The 23,471-nt window shown below is 74.1% G+C and carries 19 protein-coding genes; 8 read left to right on the plus strand and 11 right to left on the minus strand.

Features of this window, described 5'->3' with window-relative positions; genetic code table 11:
* Positions 1-100: 100 nt before the first annotated feature.
* A complete protein-coding gene (locus AC0VX0_RS06060) occupies positions 101-1,840 on the plus strand; it encodes a choice-of-anchor I family protein (protein WP_044659817.1) in 1,740 nt (579 codons plus the stop codon).
* Positions 1,841-1,884: 44 nt separating this feature from the next.
* The gene (gene dtd / locus AC0VX0_RS06065; protein ID WP_044659818.1) at positions 1,885-2,337 is read left to right on the plus strand and encodes a D-aminoacyl-tRNA deacylase; all 453 of its coding nucleotides are present in this window, start codon (positions 1,885-1,887) and stop codon (positions 2,335-2,337) included.
* Positions 2,338-2,360: 23 nt separating this feature from the next.
* On the opposite strand, the gene aspS is transcribed toward dtd, so the two are convergent.
* A complete protein-coding gene (gene aspS / locus AC0VX0_RS06070; protein WP_377635851.1) occupies positions 2,361-4,175 on the minus strand; it encodes an aspartate--tRNA ligase in 1,815 nt (604 codons plus the stop codon).
* 145 nt (positions 4,176-4,320) lie between these two features.
* On the opposite strand from aspS, the gene AC0VX0_RS06075 reads away from it, so the two are divergent.
* Positions 4,321-5,613 carry an APC family permease gene (locus AC0VX0_RS06075; RefSeq protein ID WP_044659820.1) on the plus strand — a complete coding sequence of 431 codons (1,293 nt, stop codon included), beginning with the start codon at positions 4,321-4,323 and terminating at the stop codon, positions 5,611-5,613.
* 60 nt (positions 5,614-5,673) lie between these two features.
* Here AC0VX0_RS06075 and hisS read toward each other — a convergent pair whose 3' ends face one another.
* On the minus strand, positions 5,674-7,050 hold the full coding sequence (hisS, locus tag AC0VX0_RS06080; RefSeq protein ID WP_036313678.1) for a histidine--tRNA ligase: 1,377 nt from the start codon (positions 7,048-7,050) through the stop codon (positions 5,674-5,676).
* 174 nt (positions 7,051-7,224) lie between these two features.
* Here hisS and AC0VX0_RS06085 point away from each other — a divergent pair, with 174 nt between their 5' ends.
* Together AC0VX0_RS06085 and AC0VX0_RS06090 are read left to right on the plus strand one after the other, a co-directional pair.
* Positions 7,225-8,763 carry a DUF349 domain-containing protein gene (locus AC0VX0_RS06085; RefSeq protein ID WP_044659821.1) on the plus strand — a complete coding sequence of 513 codons (1,539 nt, stop codon included), beginning with the start codon at positions 7,225-7,227 and terminating at the stop codon, positions 8,761-8,763.
* Positions 8,764-8,848: 85 nt separating this feature from the next.
* Positions 8,849-9,466, plus strand: a complete 618-nt coding sequence (locus AC0VX0_RS06090) for a hypothetical protein (protein ID WP_036380977.1) — start codon at positions 8,849-8,851, stop codon at positions 9,464-9,466.
* Between the two features lie 11 nt (positions 9,467-9,477).
* Here the strand turns inward: AC0VX0_RS06090 and AC0VX0_RS06095 are convergent, their stop codons facing one another.
* The 8 genes from AC0VX0_RS06095 to AC0VX0_RS06130 form a co-directional block, all read right to left on the minus strand.
* Positions 9,478-11,787: a RelA/SpoT family protein gene (locus tag AC0VX0_RS06095; protein WP_069941678.1), complete on the minus strand. Its 2,310-nt coding sequence runs from the start codon at positions 11,785-11,787 to the stop codon at positions 9,478-9,480.
* Positions 11,788-11,902: 115 nt separating this feature from the next.
* Entirely contained in the window at positions 11,903-12,943 is a 1,041-nt protein-coding gene (gene secF, locus AC0VX0_RS06100) for a protein translocase subunit SecF (protein WP_036317952.1), read from the minus strand.
* Positions 12,940-14,760 carry a protein translocase subunit SecD gene (gene secD, locus AC0VX0_RS06105; protein WP_036317949.1) on the minus strand — a complete coding sequence of 607 codons (1,821 nt, stop codon included), beginning with the start codon at positions 14,758-14,760 and terminating at the stop codon, positions 12,940-12,942. Before secD ends, secF begins: the two co-directional genes overlap by 4 nt.
* Before the next feature lie 70 nt (positions 14,761-14,830).
* Positions 14,831-15,262 (minus strand): preprotein translocase subunit YajC, encoded by a 432-nt coding sequence (locus AC0VX0_RS06110; protein ID WP_036317946.1) that lies wholly within the window; start codon positions 15,260-15,262, stop codon positions 14,831-14,833.
* Between the two features lie 60 nt (positions 15,263-15,322).
* Positions 15,323-16,345 (minus strand): Holliday junction branch migration DNA helicase RuvB, encoded by a 1,023-nt coding sequence (gene ruvB / locus AC0VX0_RS06115; protein WP_036317944.1) that lies wholly within the window; start codon positions 16,343-16,345, stop codon positions 15,323-15,325.
* Positions 16,342-16,986, minus strand: a complete 645-nt coding sequence (gene ruvA / locus AC0VX0_RS06120; RefSeq protein WP_036317942.1) for a Holliday junction branch migration protein RuvA — start codon at positions 16,984-16,986, stop codon at positions 16,342-16,344. Before ruvA ends, ruvB begins: the two co-directional genes overlap by 4 nt.
* Before the next feature lie 80 nt (positions 16,987-17,066).
* On the minus strand, positions 17,067-17,702 hold the full coding sequence (ruvC, locus tag AC0VX0_RS06125; protein WP_036317938.1) for a crossover junction endodeoxyribonuclease RuvC: 636 nt from the start codon (positions 17,700-17,702) through the stop codon (positions 17,067-17,069).
* Between the two features lie 47 nt (positions 17,703-17,749).
* Positions 17,750-18,511, minus strand: a complete 762-nt coding sequence (locus tag AC0VX0_RS06130; protein WP_036317934.1) for a YebC/PmpR family DNA-binding transcriptional regulator — start codon at positions 18,509-18,511, stop codon at positions 17,750-17,752.
* 99 nt (positions 18,512-18,610) lie between these two features.
* Here AC0VX0_RS06130 and AC0VX0_RS06135 point away from each other — a divergent pair, with 99 nt between their 5' ends.
* Positions 18,611-20,704 (plus strand): M3 family metallopeptidase, encoded by a 2,094-nt coding sequence (locus tag AC0VX0_RS06135; protein ID WP_136939970.1) that lies wholly within the window; start codon positions 18,611-18,613, stop codon positions 20,702-20,704.
* Positions 20,705-20,710: 6 nt separating this feature from the next.
* Here the strand turns inward: AC0VX0_RS06135 and AC0VX0_RS06140 are convergent, their stop codons facing one another.
* Positions 20,711-22,111: an alpha/beta hydrolase family protein gene (locus tag AC0VX0_RS06140; protein WP_020627847.1), complete on the minus strand. Its 1,401-nt coding sequence runs from the start codon at positions 22,109-22,111 to the stop codon at positions 20,711-20,713.
* An 87-nt stretch (positions 22,112-22,198) separates the two neighbouring features.
* Between AC0VX0_RS06140 and msrB the strand changes: the two genes are divergently transcribed.
* Together msrB and AC0VX0_RS06150 are read left to right on the plus strand one after the other, a co-directional pair.
* Positions 22,199-22,714: a peptide-methionine (R)-S-oxide reductase MsrB gene (gene msrB / locus AC0VX0_RS06145; protein WP_020627848.1), complete on the plus strand. Its 516-nt coding sequence runs from the start codon at positions 22,199-22,201 to the stop codon at positions 22,712-22,714.
* Positions 22,715-22,789: 75 nt separating this feature from the next.
* Positions 22,790-23,404, plus strand: a complete 615-nt coding sequence (locus tag AC0VX0_RS06150) for a DUF3000 domain-containing protein (RefSeq protein WP_020627849.1) — start codon at positions 22,790-22,792, stop codon at positions 23,402-23,404.
* Positions 23,405-23,471: the final 67 nt, after the last annotated feature.

Raw genomic sequence — 23,471 nt, forward strand, 5'->3', positions numbered from 1 at the left:
CCCGCGGGACACCGCGCGCTGGCCGGGACGTCACGGACCGTTCACATCCGTGCGATGGGGTGACCCCGTCCTCCGCCTCCCTGCCCTGACTGGAGCATCCATGCCTCGCCTCGCACGCCTCGCCACGGCCGTCACCGCCGCGACCCTGTCCACGGCCTTCCTCGCCCCGGCCTCCCTCAGCGCGCCCGCCCCGCACTCGGCCACGGCCCAGCGCGCCGCCATCGCCGCCAACCCGTCCGGCAAGAGCATCGAGCTCACCCGCGCCGGCACCCACGAGACCGGCGTGTTCGGCGAGTCCGCCGCCGAGATCCCGGCCTTCGACGCGGTCTCCGGCCGCCTGTTCGTGGTGAATGCGCAGCGCGGCGCCGTCGACGTCATGCGCCTGGGCGCCGACGCCGCCCCCGTGGCCGAGCGGACCCTCTCCGCCGAGGGCCTGCGCACCGCGGACGGCTCCGTCACGGACAAGGGCGCCACGGTGAACTCCGTCGCTGTCTCCGGCGGTGTGATGGCCGTCGCCGTCGAGGCCGCCGAGAAGACCGACCACGGCTGGGTCGTGTTCTTCGACACCACCACCCTGCGCTACCTCGGCGGCGTGCGGGTGGGTGCCCTGCCGGACTCGCTGGCCTTCTCCCCGAACGGGGCGTACGTGGTGGTCGCCAACGAGGGCGAACCGGCCGACGACTTCTCCGTCGACCCGGAGGGCACGATCTCCGTGGTCTCCGTACCGAAGAACGCCCGGCAGTTCTCCCGCCTGACCCAGGACGCGGTGCGCACCGTGGACTTCCGTGCCTACGACGCCGGCACCGCCCTGCCCGCCGGCGTGCGCGTCTCCGGCCCCGATATGGCGGTGCCCGCCGGTCACGAGCCCGCCGGTCGGGTGGCTCGCAACCTCGAGCCGGAGTACGTCACCGTCGACCCGACCGGACGCACCGCCTACGTGTCCGTGCAGGAGGCCAACGCCGTCGCCGTCGTGGACCTGAAGTCCGCCACGCTGGAGGACCTCTGGGCGCTGACGCCCACCGATTGGTCCACCGAGGGCGTGCTGGACGCCTCGGACAAGGACGGCGGCATCGAGCTGGGCCACTGGCCGGTCGACGGCCTGCCCATGCCCGACGGCATCGACACGTACCGCTGGCGCGGTCAGAACCTGGTCGTCACCGCCAACGAGGGTGACGGGCGGGAGTGGGGCGACTTCAACGACTCCGAGCGCGTCAGCGACCTGGACCTGTGCGCCGCCGAGTTCCCGGGGGCCAAGGCCCTGCAGAAGAAGGATGCCCTGGGCCGCCTGAAGGTGCTCACCGACCTCGGCTACGACTCTGAGCGCGAGTGCCACTCCTCCCTGACCACACTGGGCGGCCGGTCCTTCTCCATCTACACCGCGGACGGCACCCGCCTGTTCGACTCCGCCGGCATGATCGAGGAGCAGATCGCCCGGCTCGTGGCCGCCGGCGAGCTGCCGGAGCACGCGTTCAACGCGAACAACGACGAGACCCCGTCCGGGGACTCCCGTTCGGATGACAAGGGCCCCGAGCCCGAGTCCGTAGTGGTGGGCACGATCCAGGGCCGCACCTACGCGTTCGTGGGCCTCGAGCGCATCGGCGGCGTGGTGGTCTTCGACATCACCGACCCGCGGAACGCCACCTACGTGGACTACGTCAACGACCGTGACTGGGATGCCGCGGGCGACGACGCCACGGCCGGCCTGGGTGACATGGGCGCCGAGGGCCTGACCTTCGTGCCGGCCGACGAGTCCCCCTCCGGCACCGCCCTGCTGATCGTCGCCAACGAGGTCTCCGGCTCGACCACCGTGTACGAGGTGAATCCGACCCGTCGTCAGTGATCCGCTGACGCGGACCGGTTCCGGGCGCGTTGCAGAATGGCTGCATGAGAGCCGTTCTGCAACGCGCCCGTTCCGCGTCCGTGACCGTCGACGGCAAAGTCGTCGGCTCCTTCGAGGGCGAGGGGCTGGTGATCCTGCTCGGCGTGACCGTCGACGACACCGAGGCCGAGGCCGTCCAGGTGGCCCGCAAGGTGGCCGGGCTCCGCATGCTCGACGGCGAGCGGTCCCTCACCGACGCCGGTGCCCCGGCGCTCGTCGTCAGCCAGTTCACGCTGTACGGCGACGTGCGGAAGGGCCGGCGGCCGTCCTGGACGCGCGCGGCGAAGGGCAACCAGGCCGAGCCGCTCTACGAGCGGTTCACGGCCGAGCTCGAGGCCGCCGGCGTGCGCGTGGAGCGCGGGGTGTTCGGCGCGAAGATGGACGTCTCCCTCACCAACTCCGGGCCGTTCACGCTGATCGTGGACTCGGACGAGCTGGCCGGTCCGCGGCGCGGCTGAGGCGGGCCCGCCGCGGGCCCGGATCAGGCTCCCGGCTCGGCCTCGGCCTGCTTCGGCTCCGGCTGCGCGTCGACGCCGGCCTCCTTGCGCTGCTGGGCGGTGATGGGCGCCGGTGCGGCCGTCAGCGGGTCGAAGCCGCCGCCGGTCTTCGGGAACGCGATGACCTCGCGGATCGAGTCGGTGCCGGCCAGCAGGGCGACCACGCGGTCCCAGCCGAACGCGATGCCGCCGTGCGGCGGGGCGCCGTACTTGAAGCCCTCGAGCAGGAAGCCGAACTTCTCGTTCGCCTCCTCCGGGGACAGGCCCATGACCTCGAACACGCGCTCCTGCACGTCCTGACGGTGGATGCGGATGGAACCGCCGCCGATCTCGTTGCCGTTGCACACGATGTCGTAGGCGTAGGCCAGGGCCGAGCCCGGGTCGGTGTCGAAGGTGTCCGCGAACTCCGGCTTGGGCGAGGTGAACGCGTGGTGCACGGCGGTCCAGGCGCCCGCGCCCACGGCGACGTCGCCCGAGGCCACGGCGTCGGCCGCCGGCTCGAACATCGGCGCGTCCACGACCCACACGAACGCCCAGTCGGCGTCCTTCGCGGCCACGCCGTCACCGGCGTCGGTGAACAGCCCGCAGCGACGGCCGATCTCCACGCGGGCCGCACCCAGCAGCGCGCGGGACTCCTTCGGCTTGCCGGCGGCGAAGAACACGCAGTCGCCCGGGTTCGCGCCCACGGCGGCGGCCAGCCCGGCCTTCTCCTCCTCGGAGATGTTCTTGGACACCGGACCGGTCAGCTCGCCGTCCTCCTGTATGAGCACGTAGGCCAGGCCCTTGGCGCCGCGCTGCTTGGCCCACTCCTGCCACGCGTCGAGGGTGCGGCGGGCCTGGGAGGCGCCGCCCGGCATCACGACGGCGCCCACGTACTCGTTCTGGAACACGCGGAACGGGGTGTCCTTGAAGTACTCGGTCAGGTCCGTCAGCTCGAGGCCGAAGCGCAGGTCCGGCTTGTCCGAGCCGTACTTCTCCATCGCCTCGGCGTAGGTCATCCGGCGGATCGGCGTCGGCACGTCCACCCCGACGAGGGCCCACAGGGCCTTGACGATCTTCTCGCCGAGGGCGATCACGTCGTCCTGCTCCACGAAGGAGGCCTCGATGTCCAGCTGGGTGAACTCGGGCTGTCGGTCCGCGCGGAAGTCCTCGTCCCGGTAGCAGCGGGCGATCTGGTAGTACTTCTCGATCCCGCCCACCTGCAGCAGCTGCTTGAACAGCTGCGGCGACTGCGGCAGGGCGTACCAGGAGCCGGGAGCCAGGCGGGCCGGGACGAGGAAGTCGCGGGCGCCCTCCGGCGTCGAGCGCGTGAGGGTCGGGGTCTCGACCTCCACGAAGCCCTCGCCGTGCAGGAGCTCGCGCGCCGTCCGGTTGACCTCGGAGCGCAGGCGCATGATGCGCGAGGGCTGCGGGCGGCGCAGGTCCAGGTAGCGGTGGCGCAGCCGGGCCTCCTCGCCGACCTCCACGTGCTCGTCCACCTGGAACGGCAGCGCGGCGGCGGTGTTGAGCACCGTCACGGTCTCCGCGATCAGCTCGATCTCGCCGGAGGGCAGGTTCGGGTTCTCGTTGCCCTCGGGGCGGCGCTCGACCGTGCCGGTGACCTGCAGGACCCACTCGTTGCGCAGCGGGTCGAAGTCCGCCTCCTCCCGCACCACGACCTGGGCGAAGCCCGAGGCGTCGCGCAGGTCCACGAAGGCCACGCCGCCGTGGTCGCGCCGCCGCGCCACCCAGCCGGTGACGGTGACGGTCTGGCCGATGAGCGAGGCGTTGAGCTCGCCGAGGGAGTGGGTGCGCAGCACGAGGATCCTCTCCGTCCGGTCGCCGGACGATGTGCGGGGTTCATGTGATGGTCGACGCCGTGTGATACGCCTGCGGGGCGGGCGCGCGCCGTTCCCGTCAGTCTAGTGCCCCGTCCACACTGCCCCAGCCCAGGAGGACCCCGTCATGACCGCCGCCCTGCAGCGCCGCCTGACCCTGCTCCACGCCGTCGCGATCGGCCTCGGCTCGATGATCGGCGCGGGCGTGTTCACCGCGATCGGCCTGGCGGCCGCGCTCACCGGCGGCCACCCCGGCCTGCTGTACGGGGCCCTGGCGGTCGCGGCCGTCGCGGCCCTGTGCAACGCCCTGTCCACGGCGCAGCTGGCCACCGTCCACCCCGAGTCCGGCGGCGCCTACGTCTACGGCCGGCGGCAGCTGCACCCGTGGGCCGGCTTCGTCGCCGGCTGGGGCTTCGTCACGGGCAAGACCGCGTCGGTGGCCGCGATGGCGGCCACCCTCGGCCTGTACCTCTTCCCCGACGACGCCGCCGCGGCCCGGTGGACGGGCGTGGCCGCCGTCGTCGTGCTCACCGGGGTGGCGATGGCGGGCGTGACGCGGACCGCGCAGGCGACGTTGGCGATCCTCGTGCCCGTGCTCGCCGTGCTCGTGTTGGCCATCGGCGCAGGCCTGGCGCGCGAGGCCCCCGGGGGCTCGGCCGCGGCGCTCGGCGTCGACTCCCCCGTGCAGGGCGTGCTCATGGGCGCGGGCGTCCTGTTCTTCGCGTTCGCCGGCTACGCGCGCGTGGCCACCATGGGTGAGGAGGTCATCGACCCCGCACGCACGATCCCGCGCGCCATCCTGATCGCCCTCGCCGTGACCGTGGCGTTGTACCTGCTGCTCGCCACGGCGCTGATCTCGGGCCTCGGGACCTCCGGGCTGGCCCGGTCCCCGGCGCCCGTGCGCGACCTGCTCGAGACCGCCCTGGGCTCCGGCTGGGGCTGGGTGGCGGTGGCCGGCGCCGCCCTCGCCGCGGCCGGGGCCATGCTCAACCTGCTGACGGGCATCTCCCGCACCGCCCTGGCCATGGCCCGCGAGTCCGACCTGCCCCGCCCCCTGGCACGGGTCCATGCGGGGACCGGCACGCCGTGGACGGCTCAGCTGACGGTGGCCGCGGCCGTGATCCTGCTCCTGCTCACCACGGACATCCTCACCGTGGTGGGCTTCAGCTCGTTCGGCGTGCTCGTCTACTACGCGGTGGCGAACCTGTCCGCCCTGACCCTGCGCGGGGACGACGACGGCCGCCGCCCGGCCCGGCCGCGCCCGCTGCGCGTGCCCCGCGCCGTCAACGTCCTCGGCCTGGCCCTGTGCCTGCTGCTCGCCCTCAGCCTGCCGCCGATGTCCGTGGCCGCGATGGCGGGCGTGTTCCTGATCGGGGTGGGCGGGCGCGCGTTCGTGCGGGCCGGGCGCCGGGGCCGGTGACCCGACGCGCAGACACCCACCGCCGCCGCACACCGGGGCCGGCATAGCGGCCGCGTCCGCTCAGTCCTGCGCGCGGGCGACCTGCGGCAGCAGGTCCTCGGCCGGCGGGGTCCAGTCGGCCGGGTCCGCGGCGTGCTGCTCGCCGGAGCGGATGTCCTTCACCTCGTGGACCCGCGCGCCGGCGTCGTCCCGACCCATGAACCAGACGAACGGGATGCCGCGGCGGTCCGCATACTTGATCTGCTTGCCGAACTTCTCCGCGGACACCGCGACCTCCGCGGGGATGCCGCGCTCCCGCAGCAGGGCCGCGACGTCCTGGGCCTCGGACCAGTCCTCGTCCGCCGTCAGCGCCACGTACACCGCGGTCGGCACGGAGCGGGAGGCCACGGCCATCTGCTGGGACAGCATGCGCATCACCAGCCGCGTCACGCCGATGGACAGTCCGACACCGGGGAACACGCGGTTCCCCTTGGACGCGAGCGCGTCGTAGCGGCCGCCCGAGCAGATCGAGCCGAGCTGCTCGTGGCCCACCAGGACGGTCTCGTAGACGGTGCCCGTGTAGTAGTCCAGGCCGCGCGCGATGGACAGGTCCGCCACGGCGCGCCCGGGGGCGCGGCGGTGCAGGGTGGCGACGACGTCGGCCAGCTCGGTCAGCCCCTCCTCGAGCAGCTCGTGGGTCACCCCCAGGGCGCGGACCCGCTCGACGAACGAGGTGTCCGACGTGCGGATGTCCGCCAGGGCCAGCGCCTGCGCAGCCTGCTCGGGGCTCGCGCCGACCTCCTCCTGGAGCAGCCGCGCGACCTCCTCCGGGCCGACCTTCTCCAGCTTGTCGATGCTGCGCAGCACGCCGGCGGTGTCCTCCAGGCCGATGCCCCGGTAGAAGCCCTCGGCGAGCTTGCGGTTGTTCACGCGGATGAGGAAGTCGCCGATCGGCAGGGCGCCGAGCGCCTCGGCCATCACCAGTGCGACGTCGGCGTCGTACCGGGGCGAGAGGGCGCCGTCGCCGACGACGTCGATGTCCGCCTGGGTGAACTCGCGGGCGCGGCCCTCCTGAGGGCGCTCCCCGCGCCAGACCTTCTGCATCTGGTAGCGACGGAAGGGGAAGGCGAGGTGGCCGGCGTTCTCCACGACGTAGCGGGCGAACGGCACGGTGAGGTCGAAGTGCAGGGCCAGGCGCTTGGGGTCGGCCGGGTCCTTGGGATCGCGCAGGCCCGCGGCGACCTCCTCGTCCTCGGCCAGGCGCGAGACCGCGTAGACCTCCTTGTCCACCTCGCCCTTGCGCAGCAGCTGGCCCAGGGTCTCCACGGCACGGGTCTCGATGCCGGCGAACCCGTGCAGCTCGAAGGTCCGCCGCAGCGTGTCGAGCACGTGCTGCTCCACGAGCCGCTCGGCGGGCAGCCACTCGTGGAAACCGGACAGGGAGGCCTTGCGGGACATGGCGATCCTTCGAGACGACGACGGCGGGGACGCGCGACGGTCCCCCGCCGGCGCACCGGCCCATTCTAGGCGCGGGCGCTGTCCGGCCCGGTACGCTGGCCCTGTTCGTGTCCATCCCGACCGGCCGCATCCCTCGACGACTGCGTGCCGGCGCAGTCAGGGAGAGTTCCAGCGGTGACCAATCACATGCAGCCCGACGACCAGCAGTCCCCCGCCACCGAGTCCACCCCCGCGTCGGCCGAGGCCGCCGATACGACCGTGCCCGCCGAGGCCCGGCCCGTCCCCGAGATCGTCCCCGACGCCCCGGCGCACGGTGATTCCTCCCAGCCCGCCGAGACGCCCGCCGTGCCCTCCCCGGCCGCGATGAAGAAGGCCAGCCCGGCCGCCGTGCGCCCCGCGACGCCCGCCGCCGCGTCCGTCGCCCCGGCCCCCGTCGTGGCCCCGACCGTGCCGCCCACCCCGGTGGAGGAGGCCGCCAGGTTCGCCCGGGTGAGCGAGGACGGCCACGTCACGCTGCTGGACGGGCAGGAGGAGCACGCGGTCGGCCAGGTGCCGGACGCGAGCACCGAGGACGCGCTGGCGTACTTCGTGCGCAAGTACGACGACGTGCGCGCCCAGATGGCCCTGTTCGAGCAGCGCATCGCCGCCGGCGCCCCCTCGGGTGAGCTGGGCCGGGCGCTGGGTCAGATGACGACCGCGGTGAACGAGCGCCACATGGTCGGCGACATGGACGCCCTCCGCACCCGCCTGGCGGCCCTGGAGACCCTCCTGGGCGACTACCGCGCCGCGGAACAGGAGGCCCGGCAGGCCGCCCAGGCCGAGCAGCTGGCCACCCGCGAGGCCATCGTCGCCGAGGCCGAGACCTTCGCCCAGACCCCGGCCGAGCGGATGCCCTGGAAGACCGCGTCCAAGCGCATGACGGAGCTGTTCGAGGAGTGGAAGGCCGCCCAGAAGGCCGGTCCGCGTCTGGCCAAGTCGGTCGAGGACGACCTGTGGAAGCGCTTCCGCGGCGCCCGCACCGCGTTCGACAAGACCCGCCGCGCCCACTTCTCCCGGCTGGACGCCGCCTCGGCCGAGGCCAAGCAGGTCAAGGAGCGTCTCATCGCCCGTGCCGAGGAGCTGTCCACCTCCACCGACTGGGGCGTGACCGCCGGCAAGTACCGCGACCTGATGGACGAGTGGAAGCGCGCCCCCCGGGCCTCCCGCAAGGAGGACGACGCCCTCTGGGCCCGCTTCCGCGCCGCCCAGGACGTCTTCTTCGCCGCCCGCAAGGCCGCGAACCAGGAGATCGACCGCGAGTACGGGGCCAACCTGAAGGTGAAGGAGCAGATCCTCGCCGACGGCCAGAAGCTGCTCCCGTTCACGGACGTCAAGGCCGGACGGCGCGCGCTCAACGAGCTGCGCGGGCGGTGGGAGGATGCCGGCCGCGTGCCCCGCGGGGACGTCCGCCGGATGGAGGAGGGCTTCCGCAAGCTCGAGGACGCCCTCAAGCAGGCGGAGAACGAGCACTGGCGCCGCACCGACCCGGAGACCAAGGCCCGCACGAACTCCGCCCTCACGCAGCTCGAGGAGACCATCGCGGGGCTCGAGGCGGATCTCGCCCGGGCCCAGGCCCGGGGCGACCAGCGCGCCGTCAAGAAGGCCCAGGAGGCGCTCGACGCGCGCCTGCAGTGGAAGCAGGCCCTCGAGGCCTCGGCCTCCGAGCTCCGCTGAGCCCCACCCGTCTCGAGCACGCCCCCGCGGCCCGCCTGTCCACAGGCGGCCGCGGGGGCGTCCCCGTCTCTGGCAGGATCCGGGCATGACGACCGTGACGATCGAGGAGACCGCCCCGACCGGGGCACTCGTGCTGGCGGGCGACCCCTTCACGGAGCCGGAGCTGCAGGCGCTCGGCGCGCGGGGCGCCGTGCGGCCGCTGCTGCCCGGGGTGTGGGCGCGGCCGGACGCCGCGGACGATCCCGCGGTCCGGGCCGCTGCCCTGTGGACCCTCGGCGGCCCGCTCCTGGCCGCCGGCTGGACCGCGATCGGCCCGTCGGCGGCCTGGATCCTGGCCGGCGGCGCGGCGCCCGGGCGGCTGCACGCGGCCGTGCCGCACTTCCACCGGCGCCCCGCCGGCGGGGGCCTGCTGCCCTGGACGCTCACGCAGTCGGACGTCGCGGCCGATGCCACGGGCGTCGCCCCCGCCGAGCACGACGTGCTCCGCTTCGGCCCCGTGCGGGTCACGACGCCCGCCCGGACAGTCGAAGACCTGCTGCTCAGCGCCGACCCGGATGCGGCGCGGCGCGCGGCCGCCGTGATCGGCGCCCACGGCGCCGCCGGGCTGCGGGAGCGGCTGGCCCGCCGGACCCGCCGTGCCGGCGTCGTGGCGGCCCGGCGCCGGCTGGGCGCGCTGCTGGCGGCGCTGGACGTCCCCGACTGAGGCCGGGAGGCTCAGGTGCGGTGCACGTCGAAGACGCCGTCGATGCGGCGCACCGCGTCGATCACGTGGCCGAGGAACCGGGGGTCGCCCATCTCGAAGACGAACCGGCTCATCGCCACGCGGTCGCGGGTGGTGTTCACGGAGGCCGAGAGGATGTTCACGTGGTTCTCGGAGAGGACCCGGGTGACGTCGGAGAGCAGCGACTTGCGGTCCAGCGCCTCGATCTGGATCTCCACCAGGTAGACGGTGTCCCGCGACGGCGCCCAGCTGACCGGGGTGCGGCGCTCCGGCTCCTGCGCGAGCAGGGTCGCCAGGTTGGGACAGTCGACCCGGTGCACGGAGACCCCGGAGCCGCGGGTGACGAACCCGTCGATGGCGTCCGGCGGCACCGGGTTGCAGCACCGTGCCAGCTTGGCCATGACGCCGCCGTCGCCGTCCACGAGCACGCCGGCGTCGTTGGTGGCCCGCGCGGGGGCGCGCCGCGACTGGGCCGGGACCAGCTCCTGCAGGTCCACCTCGCCGACGGTCAGCTCGCCCTCCGGCTCGGCCTGCGTCGACGTCGGCGGAGCGAGGCGCTCCGCGACGCGTTCCTGCACGGACTGGGCGGACACGTGGCCGTCGCCGAGGGCCACGAACAGCCCGTCGAGGTCCGCGTAGCCGAGATCCGTGGCCACCTGCACCAGCTCCTCGCCGCCGAGCACCTGCTGCACGGCCATGCCGGCCTTGCGCAGCTGACGGGTCAGCGACTCGCGTCCCCGGTCGGCCTGCTCGTCGCGGCGCTGCGTGGCGAAGTGGTGACGGATCTTGGACCGGGCCCGCGGCGAGACCACGAAGCCCAGCCAATCCCGGCTCGGCCCCGCGTCCTCGGCGCGCGAGGTGAAGACCTCCACGGTGTCGCCGTGGCTGAGCGGCGTGGACAGCGGGACGAGCTTGTCGTTGACCCGGGCGCCGATGGTGCGGTGGCCGACGTCGGTGTGGATGGCGTAGGCGAAGTCCACGGGCGTGGAGCCGGCCGGCAGGGTGCGGATCTCCCCCTTCGGCGTGAAGACGTACACCTCGTCCGCCCCGATCTGGGTGCGCAGCGAGGCGAGGAACTCGTCCGGGTCCCGGGTGTCCGCCTGCCAGTCCATCACCGAGCGCAGCCAGGCCGGCGTGGCCTGCACCGGCGCCTGGCCGGCGACCTGGGCCTTGTACCGCCAGTGCGCGGCGACGCCGTACTCGGCCTGGCGGTGCATCTCCTGCGTGCGGATCTGGATCTCCACCGGCTTGCCGCCCGGCACCATCACCGTGGTGTGCAGGGAGCGGTACATGTTGAGCTTCGGGACCGCGATGTAGTCCTTGAACCGGCCCGGGACCGGGTTCCAGCGCGCGTGGATGACGCCGAGCACGGCGTAGCAGTCACGCACGGAGTCCACGAGCACCCGGATGCCCGTGAGGTCGTGGATGTCGTCGAAGTCCTTCCCGCGCGTCACCATCTTCTGGTAGATCGAGTAGTAGTGCTTCGGCCGTCCGGTGACGGTCGCCCGGATCCGGTGCTCGCGCAGGTGCTCCTCGATCACGGTGCGCAGCGCCGCGATGTGCTTCTCCCGCTCCGGGTTGCGCTCCCCCACGAGGCGCACGATCTCCGCGTACATCTTGGGCTTGAGGGCGGCGAAGGAGAGGTCCTCGAGCTCCCACTTGACGGTGTTCATGCCGAGCCGGTGGGCCAGCGGGGCGTAGATGTCCAAGGTCTCCTGGGCCTTGCGGGCGCTGGACTCCGGGGAGACGTACCGCCACGTCCGCGCGTTGTGCAGCCGGTCGGCGAGCTTGATGAGCAGGACGTTCACGTCCTGGGCCATCGCGATGACCATCTTGCGCACGGTCTCGGCCTGCGCCGCGGCGCCGTAGGTCACCTTGTCCAGCTTGGTCACGCCGTCCACGAGGAGGGCGACCTCGGAGCCGAAGTCGGCGCGGAGGCGCTCCAGGGAGTAGTCCGTGTCCTCGACGGTGTCGTGCAGCAGGGCCGCCAGGAGCGTCGGGCCCGTCACGCCGATCTCGGCGAGGATCGTGGCGACCGCGACGGGGTGGGTGATGTACGGGTCCCCGGAGCGCCGCATCTGCCCCTCGTGTGCCGCGCGGGCGACCTCGAAGGCGCGGACGATCTCGGCCAGCTCGGTCTTGGTGGCTCGCTGCCGCACGGTGCGCATCAGCGGCTCGAGCAGGGGCGAGTACTCGGTGGCGTGCCGGCCGGTCAGGCGTGCGATCCGGCTGCGGGGCCGGACCGGGGCGGGACGGGCCGGGGCGGGACGGGCCGGGGCGGGAGTGGGGTCCTGCTCGCTCATGGGCCACGCCTCCTGACTCGTGCGGCCCCGACCGCTCCGGCCGGGATGATCGGCGAGTCTACCCGCGCCCGTCCCACCCCGCCCCAGGAAGACCACCGGGGCCGCAGCGGCTCCGTCAGAGTCGCGCGCCGTCGTCCCAGGGGGCGACGTCGGGATCGGTGACCGCCTCTGAGGCACGCTCCCGGGCGGCGCGGGCCGCGGCCCGGGCGTCGTGGTCGCGCACGTCCGGGTCGTTGCGGCGCAGCAGGGCGTACAGCGGCGCCTGGAGGAACAGGGTGGACAGGGTGCCCACGATGATGCCCACGAACAGCGCGAGCGCGATGTCCCGCAGCGTGCCGGCACCGAGCAGCCCCGCGCCGATGAACAGGATCGAGCCGACCGGCAGGATGCCGACGACGGAGGTCGTGATGGACCGGACGAGCGTCTGGTTCACCGCGAGGTTCACGTTCTCGACGAAGGAGCGCTCCGGGTCCTCCTCGGCCCCGATCGTGTTCTCGCGGATCTTGTCGAAGACCACCACGGTGTCGTAGAGCGCGTACGACAGGATCGTGAGGAAGCCGATGATGGCCGACGGCGTGATCTCGAAGCCGGTGGCGCCGTAGATGCCGGCGGTCAGCGCGACCACGTAGAGCATGCCGAGCACGGCGGCCAGGGACATCTTCCAGGTGCGGAAGTACACGGCCATGAACAGGGTCACGAGCACCACGAAGATCACCAGGCCGATCAGGGCCTGCTGCGACACCGCGGCGCCCCAGGTCGGCCCCACGAAGGTCGAGGTCACCTGGTCCTGGCCGACGCCGTAGGCCTCCTGCAGGTTCGCGGCCACGGCTCGGGTCTGGGCGTCGTCGAGCTGCTCGGTCTGGACGCGCACGGTGCCCGGGGCGACGTTCGTGACGGTGGCGTGGCCGTCGGCCAGCACGTCGGTCACGGCGCGCTCGCCCGCGGCCACGTCGGTGGAGGCCGTCTGCGAGACGGTGAACTCGGAGCCGCCCCGGAACTCGATGCCGAGGTTGAAGCCACCGCGGAGGGCGGTCAGGCCGCCGGCGAGGACGAGCAGCAGGGCGGCGAGGGCGAACCACCGCCGCCAGCGCTGGATGAACGGGTAGGAGATGCGGCCCGAGTAGAGGGCGTTGCCCCAGTCGGCGAAGCGGTTCACTGGTCCTCCTCCTGGCGGCGTCGCTCGGCGCGGCGTCGCTCGGCGATCGTCATGGGCGGCGCGGTGCGCGAGCGGCGGCCGCCCCCCCGGGCGGACGAGCCCGCGCGGGGGGCGCCCGTCGCGACGAGCGGGCGCGGGGCGTCGGCGGCCGCCGCGTCAGCCGGCTCGTCGGAGTCCTCCGCCGGGAGCCCGGTGCGGGGGGCGTGGGCGGGCTCGCGGAAGCGGCCGGCGCCCTGATACAGGGACGGCCCGCCCAGCAGCGACGGGTCCAGTCCGGACATCGGGTGTCCCTCGCCCACGAAGCGGGTCTGGGCCAACAGCACCATGAGCGGGTGGGTGAACATGAACACCACGATCAGGTCGGCGATCGCGGTGAGGCCGAGGGTGAACGCGAAGCCGCGCACGTTGCCGACGGCCACGAAGTACAGCACGACGGCGGCCAGCAGGTTCACGGCCTTGGACGCGGTGATCGTCCGCCGGGCGCGCTTCCAGCCCTCGTGCACGGCGACGGGCACGGTGTGGCCCGCGCGCAGCTCGTCCTTGATGCGTTCGAAGTAGACGATGAACGAGTCCGCCGTCAGACCGATCGCCACGATGAGCCCGGCGATGCCCGCGAGGGACAGGCGGTAGTTGTCCGTCCAGCCCAGGATCGCGATGGTCAGCCACGTCAGCACGCCCGCCACGATGATCGAGGCGAAGGTCAGCAGGCCCAGGGCCCGATACTGGAAGAACTGGTACACGGCCACGAGGCCGAGGCCGATCAGGCCGGCGATCAGGCCCCAGAAGAGCTGGTCCCGGCCGAGCGTGGCGGAGATCTGCTGCTCGGACTCGATCGAGAAGGAGATCGGCAGGGAGCCGTAGTTGAGCTGCTCGGCCAACTGCGCCGTCGTCTGCTCGTTCAGGGTGGGGCCGCTGATCTGCGCGCTGCCGTTGGTGATGACCACGTTGGACTGCGGCGCGGAGATCACGTCCCCGTCCAGCAGGATCGCGAACTGCTTGCGCGGGTCGCCCTCGGGGTACGGGGTGAGCTTCTGGGTGACCTCCGTGAAGGCCTTGGTGCCCTCCTCGTCGAACTCGATGTTGACGACCCACTGGTTGGTGGAGACGCCGCCCTGGGCCTGGGCCATGCCGTTGGACGCGCCCTTGATCTGGGTGCCCGGGATGACCACGGGGCCCAGGATGTACTTCTGGGCCGGCGTGACGGCGCCGTCGGCGAGCTCCTCGGAGGGCTGGCAGGCGACGATCGCCCGGTCGGACGGCGGCGGGGGCGCGGCCGGGTCCCGCGGGGCGGTGCAGTCCGTGGCCTGGAACTCGGCCAGCAGGGCCGGGGTGACCCAGTTCGGGTCGTAGGCGTCCGCCGGCTCCCCGTCGGGCTTCGGCAGCTGGTCTTCTGGCAGGCGCTGGTCCTCGGGGGTGGCCTCCCCCGGGCCGGACTGCAGCACGGGGCGGAACTGCATGTCCGCGGACGCCTGGATCAGGCGGCGGGTCTCCTCGTCCGGGACCCCGGGCAGGGAGACGACCACGTTCTGGGAGCCCTGCGTGGCGACCTCCGCCTCGGCCACGCCGGAGCCGTCCACACGCTGGCGGATGATCTCCACGGCCTGGTCCAGCTGCTCGGGGGTGACGGACTCGCCCGTCGAGGTCTGGGGGGCCAGCACCATCTGCGTGCCGCCCTCGAGGTCGAGGGCGAGCTTGGGAGCCCAGGAGGCCGCGCCGGAGGCCACGCCCCCGCCGAGGATCGCGGCCAGGACCACGAGGAGGGCGGCCAGCCAGGCCAGGGTGCGCCCGGCGGAGCCGGTGGGTGTTCTCTTCGCCATTGCTCAGGTGCTTCCGTCACATTCGAGCGGCCCCGCCAGGCGGGGCCGCGTGTGCAGGGGTGGGTGGGCCTCAGGCCAGGTCGTCGCGGCGCGGACGCGGGTCGTCGGCGTCGTCGGCGCGGTACTCGGTGCCGGGGGCGTCATCCAGACGCGACGGGTCCGTGGTGGGCGCGGCGGCCGTCTCCGGCTCCACGACGGTGGTGACGCCCTGCAGGTGCACGTCCATGCGGGTGCCCGGGGCGGTCTCCAGCGTCACCCGCTGGCCCTCGGTGTCCACGGCCACGACGGTGCCGAAGATGCCGGCGCCCGTCATGACCTCGACGCCTGGGGCGAGGGTGCTGCGCATCTGCGCCTGCTGCTGCTGCATCTTCTTGCCCTTGCGGAAGGAGAGGAAGAGCATCACCGCGAGCAGGGCGAAGGCGATGAGCATGAGCAGGCTGCCGCCACCCCCCTGGGCCTGCTGGGCGATCACGGGCAGGGTCGCGGCGGTGGCGACGGGCATGGGGGACTCCTGATGCTCGGGGTGGGCGGGCCTGTCCAGTGTAGGGGCCCGCCCTGGGCGTCACGGCCCCGGCGTGGCCTCCGGAGCGGCGAGGCCCAGGTGCTCCCAGGCCCCCGGCAGCGCGACGCGGCCACGGGGGGTCCGCGCCACCATGCCCTCGCGGATGAGGAAGGGCTCGGCCACGGTCTCCACGGTCTCGGCCTCCTCCCCCACGGCGGTGGCCAGCGTGCTGAGCCCCACGGGCCCGCCGCCGAACGTGGTGCACAGGGCCGTGAGCACGGACCGGTCGAGCCGGTCCAGGCCGCGCCCGTCGACCTCGTACATGTCCAGGGCGGCGGCGGCGTCGTGCGCGCCGACCTCGGCCAGCCCCTTCACGAGCGCCCAGTCCCGCACGCGGCGCAGCAAGCGGTTGGCGATGCGCGGGGTGCCGCGCGAGCGCCGGGCGATCTGCCGGTACCCCTCCGTGGCCAGCCGCATGTCCAGCAGCAGGGCGGAGCGGCGCAGGACGCGCTCGAGCTCCACCTCGGTGTAGAAGTCCAGATGGCCCGTGAAGCCGAAGCGGTCGCGCAGCGGCCCCGGCAGGAGGCCGGCCCGCGTGGTGGCGCCGACGAGCGTGAAGGGCGGCAGCTCGAGCGGGATCGAGGTGGCGCCGGCGCCCTTGCCCACCACGATGTCCACCCGGAAGTCCTCCATGGCCATGTAGAGCATCTCCTCGGCCGGGCGGGACATCCGGTGGATCTCGTCGAGGAAGAGCACCTCGCCCTCGGTGAGCGAGGACAGGATGGCCGCGAGGTCGCCCGCATGCTGGATCGCGGGGCCGGAGGACAGCCGCAGGGGGGCGTTCATCTCCGCGGCCACGATCATCGCCAGCGTGGTCTTGCCGAGCCCGGGCGGACCGGAGAGCAGGACGTGGTCCGCGGCGCGGTCGCGCAGCCGGGCGGAGGCGAGCATGAGGTCCAGCTGCTCGCGCACGCGCATCTGGCCCACGAACTCGTCCAGGTGCTTGGGGCGCAGCGCGGCCTCGAGCCGACGCTCCTCCGGGTCGACGGCCGCCGCGGACAGCGGCGAGGACTCCGCGCTCATCGCCCGCCTCGCACAGAGCCGGCCATGCCGACGTCGCGCAGGGTGGCACGCAGCAGCGCGGCGACGTCGCGGCCCTCGTCCAGCTCCGGGCGGGCCGCCACGGTGGCCTCGACGGCCTTGAGCGCCTCCTTCTCGGACCAGCCCAGGCCGGCCATCGCCTGCACGACGTCGGCGTGCCAGAGCGCCTCGACGGTCGGCTCGGCGCTCGCCTCGGCCTCCGCCTCGGGCACCGGCTCCCCGGTGGGCGCGAGGCGGCCGGAGAGCTCGACGATGATCTTGCGCGCCATCTTCGGCCCGATGCCGGGCACGCGGGTGAGGGTCTTCTCGTCCTCCTCGGTGACCGCCCGGCGCACGGTCTCGGGGTGGTGGACGGAGAGGATCGCCAGGGCGAGGCGGGGACCCACGCCGTTGGCCGTGATGAGCACCTCGAACACCTCGCGCTCGTCGCGGTCCGCGAAGCCGTAGAGGGTCAGGGCGTCCTCCTTGACCACGAGGTGGGTCTGCACCGCCCCCGGCCGGCCCTCGTGCAGGGTGGCCAGCGTCTGCGGGGTGGCGGAGAACTGCACACCCAGGCCGCCGACGGCGATGACCGCCCGGTCGAGGGCCACGTGCTCGACGGTGCCGCTGAGCGAGGCGATCATGAGGGGCCCTCCTGTCGGGACGGACGGACGCCGGTCGGCGCGGATTCGAACATATCATCGAACGCCGGCCCGGCAGCGGCCTACCGGCGTCGCCCGCCGCCCGCCGAGCGCTCGGCGTCGAGCCAGGCCCGCTGCGCGGCGGTGAGCTGGCCCCGCGGGCGGGCGCGCGCGGGCGCCTTGGCGGCGAACTGCGAGCGCCCCGCCCGGGAGGCGAGGTCCGCGGTGTCGAGGCCGGTCTGGCCGGCGGCCGCGCCGAGGGCGGTGCCGCGCCAGCCGTGGGCGATGGCCAAGGCGAGGGCGTCGGCCGCGTCGGCCGGGCGCGGCGGGGCGTCGAGGCGGAGGATCCGGGTGACCATCGTGGTGACCTGCTCCTTGCCCGCATCGCCGTGTCCGGTGACGGCGGCCTTGACCTCGGAGGGGGTGTGCAGGCCCACGGGGACGCCGGCGCGCGCGGCCGCGGCGATCGCCACGCCCGCGGCCTGGGCCGTGCCCAGCACGGTCGGCGTGTTCGTGTTCGCGAACATGCGCTCGACGGCGGCGCGATCGGGCCGGTGCGCGGCGAGGACCGCGGAGACGGCCTCGTCGATGCGCAGGAGGCGCTGGTCCAGGGGGGCGGTGGGCGGGGTGCCCGTGACCTCGACGTGGACGAGCGCGGCCCGCCGTCGCGCGTCCACGTCCACCACGGCGATCCCGCAGCGGGTGAGCCCCGGGTCCACCCCGAGGATCCGGACGACGTCGGCGGGCCGGCGCGCGCTCAGCGCGATCAGTCCTCGTCGAGCTCGGCGAGGACCTCGGGGGCGATGTCCACGTTCGAGAAGACGTTCTGGACGTCGTCGAGGTCCTCGAGGGCATCGGCCAGCTTGAGGAAGGTGCGGGCGCCCGACGCGTCCAGGTCCACCTTCATGGTGGGGACGAACTCGAGCTCGTCGGACTCGTACTCCACGCCCGCCTCGTCGAGGGCCTTGGCCACGGACTGCAGGTCGGAGGGGTCCGAGAGGATCTCGAAGGAGTCGCCGGAGACGACGACCTCCTCGGCGTCGGCGCCGCCCTCGAGCACGGCCTCGAGCAGGCCGTCCTCGGTGTTGCCCTCGGCGGGCAGGCGCACGAGGCCCTTGCGCTCGAAGAGGAAGGAGACGGAGCCGGAGTCGGCCATGGTGCCGCCGTTGCGGGTGACGGCCGCGCGCACGTCCGCGGCGGCGCGGTTCTTGTTGTCGGTCAGGCACTCGACCAGCAGCGCCGAGCCCTGGGGGCCGCGGACCTCGTACATGATCTCGGCGTAGTCGATGACCTCGCCGGTGAGGCCGGCGCCGCGCTTGACGGCGCGGTCGATGTTGTCGTTGGGCACCGAGGCCTTCTTGGCCTTGGACACGGCCAGGTCGAGGGCGGGGTTGCCGGCGACGTCGGGTCCGCCGGCACGTGCCGCGACCTCGATGTTCTTGATGTACTTCGCGAACGCCTTGGCGCGCCGCGCGTCGATGACGGCCTTCTTGTGCTTGGTGGTCGCCCACTTGGAATGTCCTGCCATCACGCCTCCTCAGGTCTGGATCTCGTCTGCTGGCTCGACCGCCCAGTCTAGCGACGCCCGGTGGGGTGGCGCGGATCACGGCTGACTACACTCGCGCCCATGACCCACACCTCCGCGCCCTCCGTCCTGCCCGCCGACCACCCGCTGGCGACCCCCTCCGACCTGCCCTACGGGCTGCCCGACTTCTCCGCCGTCTCCGACGCGCAGCTGGCCGAGGCCGTGCGCGCGGGGATGGCGGCCCAGCGCGCCGAGGTCGACCAGATCCTCGGGGCGGCCACGGCGCCGACCTTCGAGAACACCGTCCGTGCGCTCGAGCTGTCCGGCCAGCTGCTGCGCCGCTCCGCCGCGATGTTCTTCACGCTCGTCGGCTCGGACGGCACGGATGCGCGGCAGGCCCTGGCCGAGGAGCTCTCCCCCGAGCTCGCGGCCCACGAGGACGCGATCCTGCTGGACCCGCGGCTGGCGGCGCGCGCCGCTTCGATCGACGACGGCGGCCTCACGGGCGAGGACGCCCGCCTGCTGGAGACGCTGCGCCTGCGCCTCTCCCTGGCGGGGGCGGACCTGGACGAGGCCGCGCGCGAGGAGCTGCGCGGGATCAACACGGAGCTGGCGTCCCTCTCGGCCGCCTACACGCGCCGCCTCGTCGCGGACACCGCCGCCCGCGCCGTGCTCGTCACGGACCGCGAGCGCCTGGCCGGTCTGAGCGAGGACGACCTGGCCGCGGCGGCGGGGGCGGCCGCCGAGGCGGGGCACGGGGACGGGGACGCGGCGGCGGGCCCGTGGCTGCTGACGCTGTCCCTGTTCACGTCGCAGCCGTGGCTGGCGTCCCTGCAGGACGAGGGGATGCGGCGCGAGGTGTTCGAGGCGTCGACGGGCCGGGGCGGGTCCGGGGAGCACGAGACGCTGACGACGGCGATGGCGATGGTGCGGCTGCGGCTGCGCAAGGCGCGGCTGCTGGGGGCGCAGAGCTGGGCCGAGCAGGCGCTGAAGGACCGGGCGGCGCCGTCGACGGCGGCCGTGGAGGAGCTGCTGGCCGCGATGGCGCCGCGGGCGATGGCCAACGCGCGGGCGGACGCGGCGACGGCGGCGGCGCACGCGGGCCGGACGGACGCCGAGGTGGCCCCATGGGACTGGCCGGCGCTGTCCGCGGCGTACGCGCGGGAGGAGTTCGCGGTGGACGCGGACGCCCTGCGCCCGTACTTCGAGCTGGACCGGGTGCTGACCGAGGGCGTGTTCGCGGCGGCGACGGCGCTGTACGGGCTCACGTTCGCCGAGCGCCCGGAGCTGGCGCGGCACCTGTACCGCCCCGGGATCCGGGTGTTCGAGGTGACGGGTGAGGACGGTGCCGGGGTGGGTCTGTTCGTCGCGGACCTGTTCGCGCGGCCGACCAAGTCGGGCGGTGCCTGGATGCACACGGTGCGGGACATGGCGGACGCCCTGGGCGAGCGCCCGGTGGTGTTCACCACGATGAATGTGCCGGCCCCGACGGCGGGGCGTCCGGCCCTGCTGACGCTGGATGAGGCCACGACGCTGTTCCACGAGTTCGGCCACGCCCTGCACGGGCTGCTGGCCCGGGGCGAGTACGCCTCGCTCACCGGGACGAACGTGCCGCGCGACGTCGTCGAGTTCCCGTCGCAGGTCAACGAGGTGTGGCTGCGCGAGCCGTCCCTGCTGGCCGCGTACGCGCGGCACGTGGAGTCGGGCGAGCCGCTGCCGGCGGGGACGCTGGAGCGGCTCGAGGCGGCGGACCTGTGGGGCGAGGGGCACCGCACGGTCGAGTATTTGGGCGCGGCGCTCGTGGACTGGGCCTGGCACTCGCTGACGGAGGAGACGGTGGACGCCGCCACGGCCGACCCGGCCGCGTTCGAGCGCCGGGTGCTGACCGAGGCGGGCATCGACCCGGACCTGGTGCCTCCGCGCTACGGCACCGGCTACTTCAAGCACATCTTCGGCGGCGGCTACGCGGCCGGGTACTACTCCTACGTGTGGGCCGAGGTGCTGGACGCGGACGCCGTGGAGTGGTTCCGCGAGCACGGCGGGATGACGCGGGAGAACGGCCGCCGGTTCGCGGACGAGCTGCTCTCGCGGGGCGATACGCGTGACCTGCTGGAGTCCTACCGCGCGTTCCGTGGCCGGGACGCCGAGCTCGAGCCGCTGCTGCGCCGTCGGGGGCTGGCGGACGCCGCGGCCTGAGCGCGGTCAGCGCCCCCGGCCGCCGGGGCGGGGGGCGCTGAGCACGGCGCGCAGCCAGCCGCGCACGGTGGTGTCCCACTTGCGCGGGTCCACGTTCTGCTCGCGGGTGTGGCGGGCCTGGTGGAAGCGGACGAACCGCACGAGGTCCGGGTTGCGCTCGGCCAGGTCCTGCGAGGGGCCGACGGGCACGTACTCGTCGTCCTCGGAGTGCAGGATCAGCGTGGGCACACGCACGTGGTCGGCGCGGGTCACCCAGTCCAGGGCCTTGAGGTCCACGGGGGCGGCCAGGCCCGTGATGAACCGGCCGGCCCGGTTGGCCAGCAGCCACTGGCCGAGCAGGCCCACGGCTTCGGGGATCCGGTTGAGCCGGGCCTGGTGGCGCAGCACGTCCACCCAGTCGATGACGGGGCCCGTCAGGACCACGCCGCGCACGTGCGGGGCCAGCGGGGAGCGGTCCACGGTCTGCAGCACCACGGCCCCGCCCATGGACCAGCCGAAGAGGACGACGTCCCGGGCGCCGTGGTCGAGGGCGTAGCGGATGGCCGCCTCGACGTCCTCCCATTCGGTGGTGCCGAGCCCGTAGCGGGCGTCGGCGGCGTCCGGGGCGTCGCCGTCGTTGCGGTAGGAGATCAGCAGCGACGTCATGCCCAGGCGGCGGGCGGTCGGCACGGCGCGGATGCCCTCGTTGCGGCGCGCACCGCGGCCGTGGACCATCACCGCCCACAGCCCCTCCGCGGGACGGGGTTCGCCGTCCTCGCTGGGGTCCGGCTCGATGCGCCATGCGCGGGCGTGGCCGCCGGGCACCGGCACCTGCACGTCCTCGGCGTCGAGCCCGGCGTCGGCGGGGGTCGGGTAGACGAAGCCGGTGAACCGGCCCCGGGTCGCCGTCGTCAGATCGCCGGAGAAGACCTCCTCGACCGCGCGCTGCACCGTGCCGTCCCGGGGGTCGAAGGAGGTGATCTCCCCGATGCGGGCGCATCCGGCGCCGTCGTCGAACGTGAGGGAGTACTGGCCGGGCACGGTGGTGTACTCGTCGGCCTGCAGGATCACGTCCTGCCCGGCGGGCGTGTCGACGACGGCGAGGATCGGCGTGGACTCGGCGTGGCGGCGCACGGGGGTCACCACGGTGCGGGCGAACACGCCTGCGAGCGCCGAGCTCGCCCCGGCCAGCACGAAGGCGGAGGCCGCGGCGACGCTGAGCACGGGCGGGGCCCAGCGGGCCACCGGGGAGGCCACGGCCACGCCGCCGCGCACCGATCCGGTGACTCCGCGGCGGACCAGGCGGCCCGCTCGGCGGACGCGGGAGTCGCGACCCCCGGCCCGCCGGGCTGCCACGGTGACGGCGGCGGCCAGGGCGGGCGGCAGGTCGGCGGGGTGGGGACGGGGACGGCGGGGTCGTGCGGCCATGCGCGCCATTGTCCTCCACGGGCGGGCGCGCCCGCCAATGCGACGCCGGTCGGGAACACGACGGCGCTCCGGACCGTTGCACCGGGCATGACCGAGACTCCCCACACCCCCCATGACGGCCCCACCCCCGACCCCGCGCGGGACGTCCCCGCTCCCGAGCAGACCCTGGCCGCCCCGGGCGGCGCCCGCCTGACGGACGAGGAGTGGGCCCGACGGCTCACGCCCGAGGAGTTCCAGGTGCTGCGCCGGGCCGGCACGGAACGGCCCTTCACGGGCGAGTACTGGGACTCGCACGTGAAGGGCGTGTACGCGTGCCGGGCGTGCGGATCCGAGCTGTTCCGCTCGGACGAGAAGTTCGACGCGCACTGCGGCTGGCCCTCGTTCTTCGCACCGCTCGCGGAGGACCGGGTGGAGTACCTGAAGGACACCACCCTGGGCATGGAGCGGATCGAGGTGCGGTGCGCGGCGTGCGGCTCCCACATGGGTCACGTCTTCGCGGGCGAGGGCTATGACACCCCCACGGACCTGCGCTACTGCATCAACTCGATCTCGCTGCGCCTGGCCCCCGCCGACGACGCGGCGGCCCCGGACGGGGCGCGCTGATCCGGTGCGGGAGCGCCGTGGCGTCCACGGCGCGCCCCCGCGGCCCGCTGGGCCCCGCAGCCTAGGCTGACGGGCATGAGCGTGATCGGGCCCCGTCGCCTCTCCGCCGCCCCCGGGGCGGTCGAGGCGCCCGTGCCGCCGGGGGTGTTCCGGCGTGCCCTGGCGGACCTGCGCGATGCGCGGCCACGGACCGAGGTGCGGCTGCGGGAGATCCCGGCACCCGAGGGGCAGGCGCCCTTCGCCGTCGCCCTCGCCGCCGACGTGTGCGACGGGCCGGGCGCGACCGGCGGCGTGCTGGCCACGGGGCGGTTCGTCCTCCTGCACGACCCGGCCCCGGACGCCCGGTGGCCGGGAGGCTTCCGGGCGGTGACATGGATCCGTGCGAGCCTGGAACCGGACGTCGCACTGGACCAGCTGGCCGGCGCCGTCGCGTGGACGTGGCTCGTGGAGGCGCTCGAGCGCCGCCACGCCGAGCACTCCCACGCCGGCGGCACCGCGACGCGCAGCATCGCGGAGGGCTTCGGGACGCTCAGTGCGGCCCCGGACACCACCGACATCGAGCTGCGCGCCTCGTGGACCCCGGCCCCGCGGGACCTCGGCTCGCATCTCGAGGCGTGGTCGGACATGATCTGCGCGTTCGCCGGTCTGCCGCCCGAGCACGCCGCGGACGTCCACACGGCCGGCCCCTGACCGCGCGCCCGCGCCTCCGACACACCGGGCCCCGGCCCGTCCCCGCCCCGACCTCCCCGAACAGGAG

The sequence above is a fragment of the Micrococcus sp. iso_26 genome, from assembly GCF_056172975.1.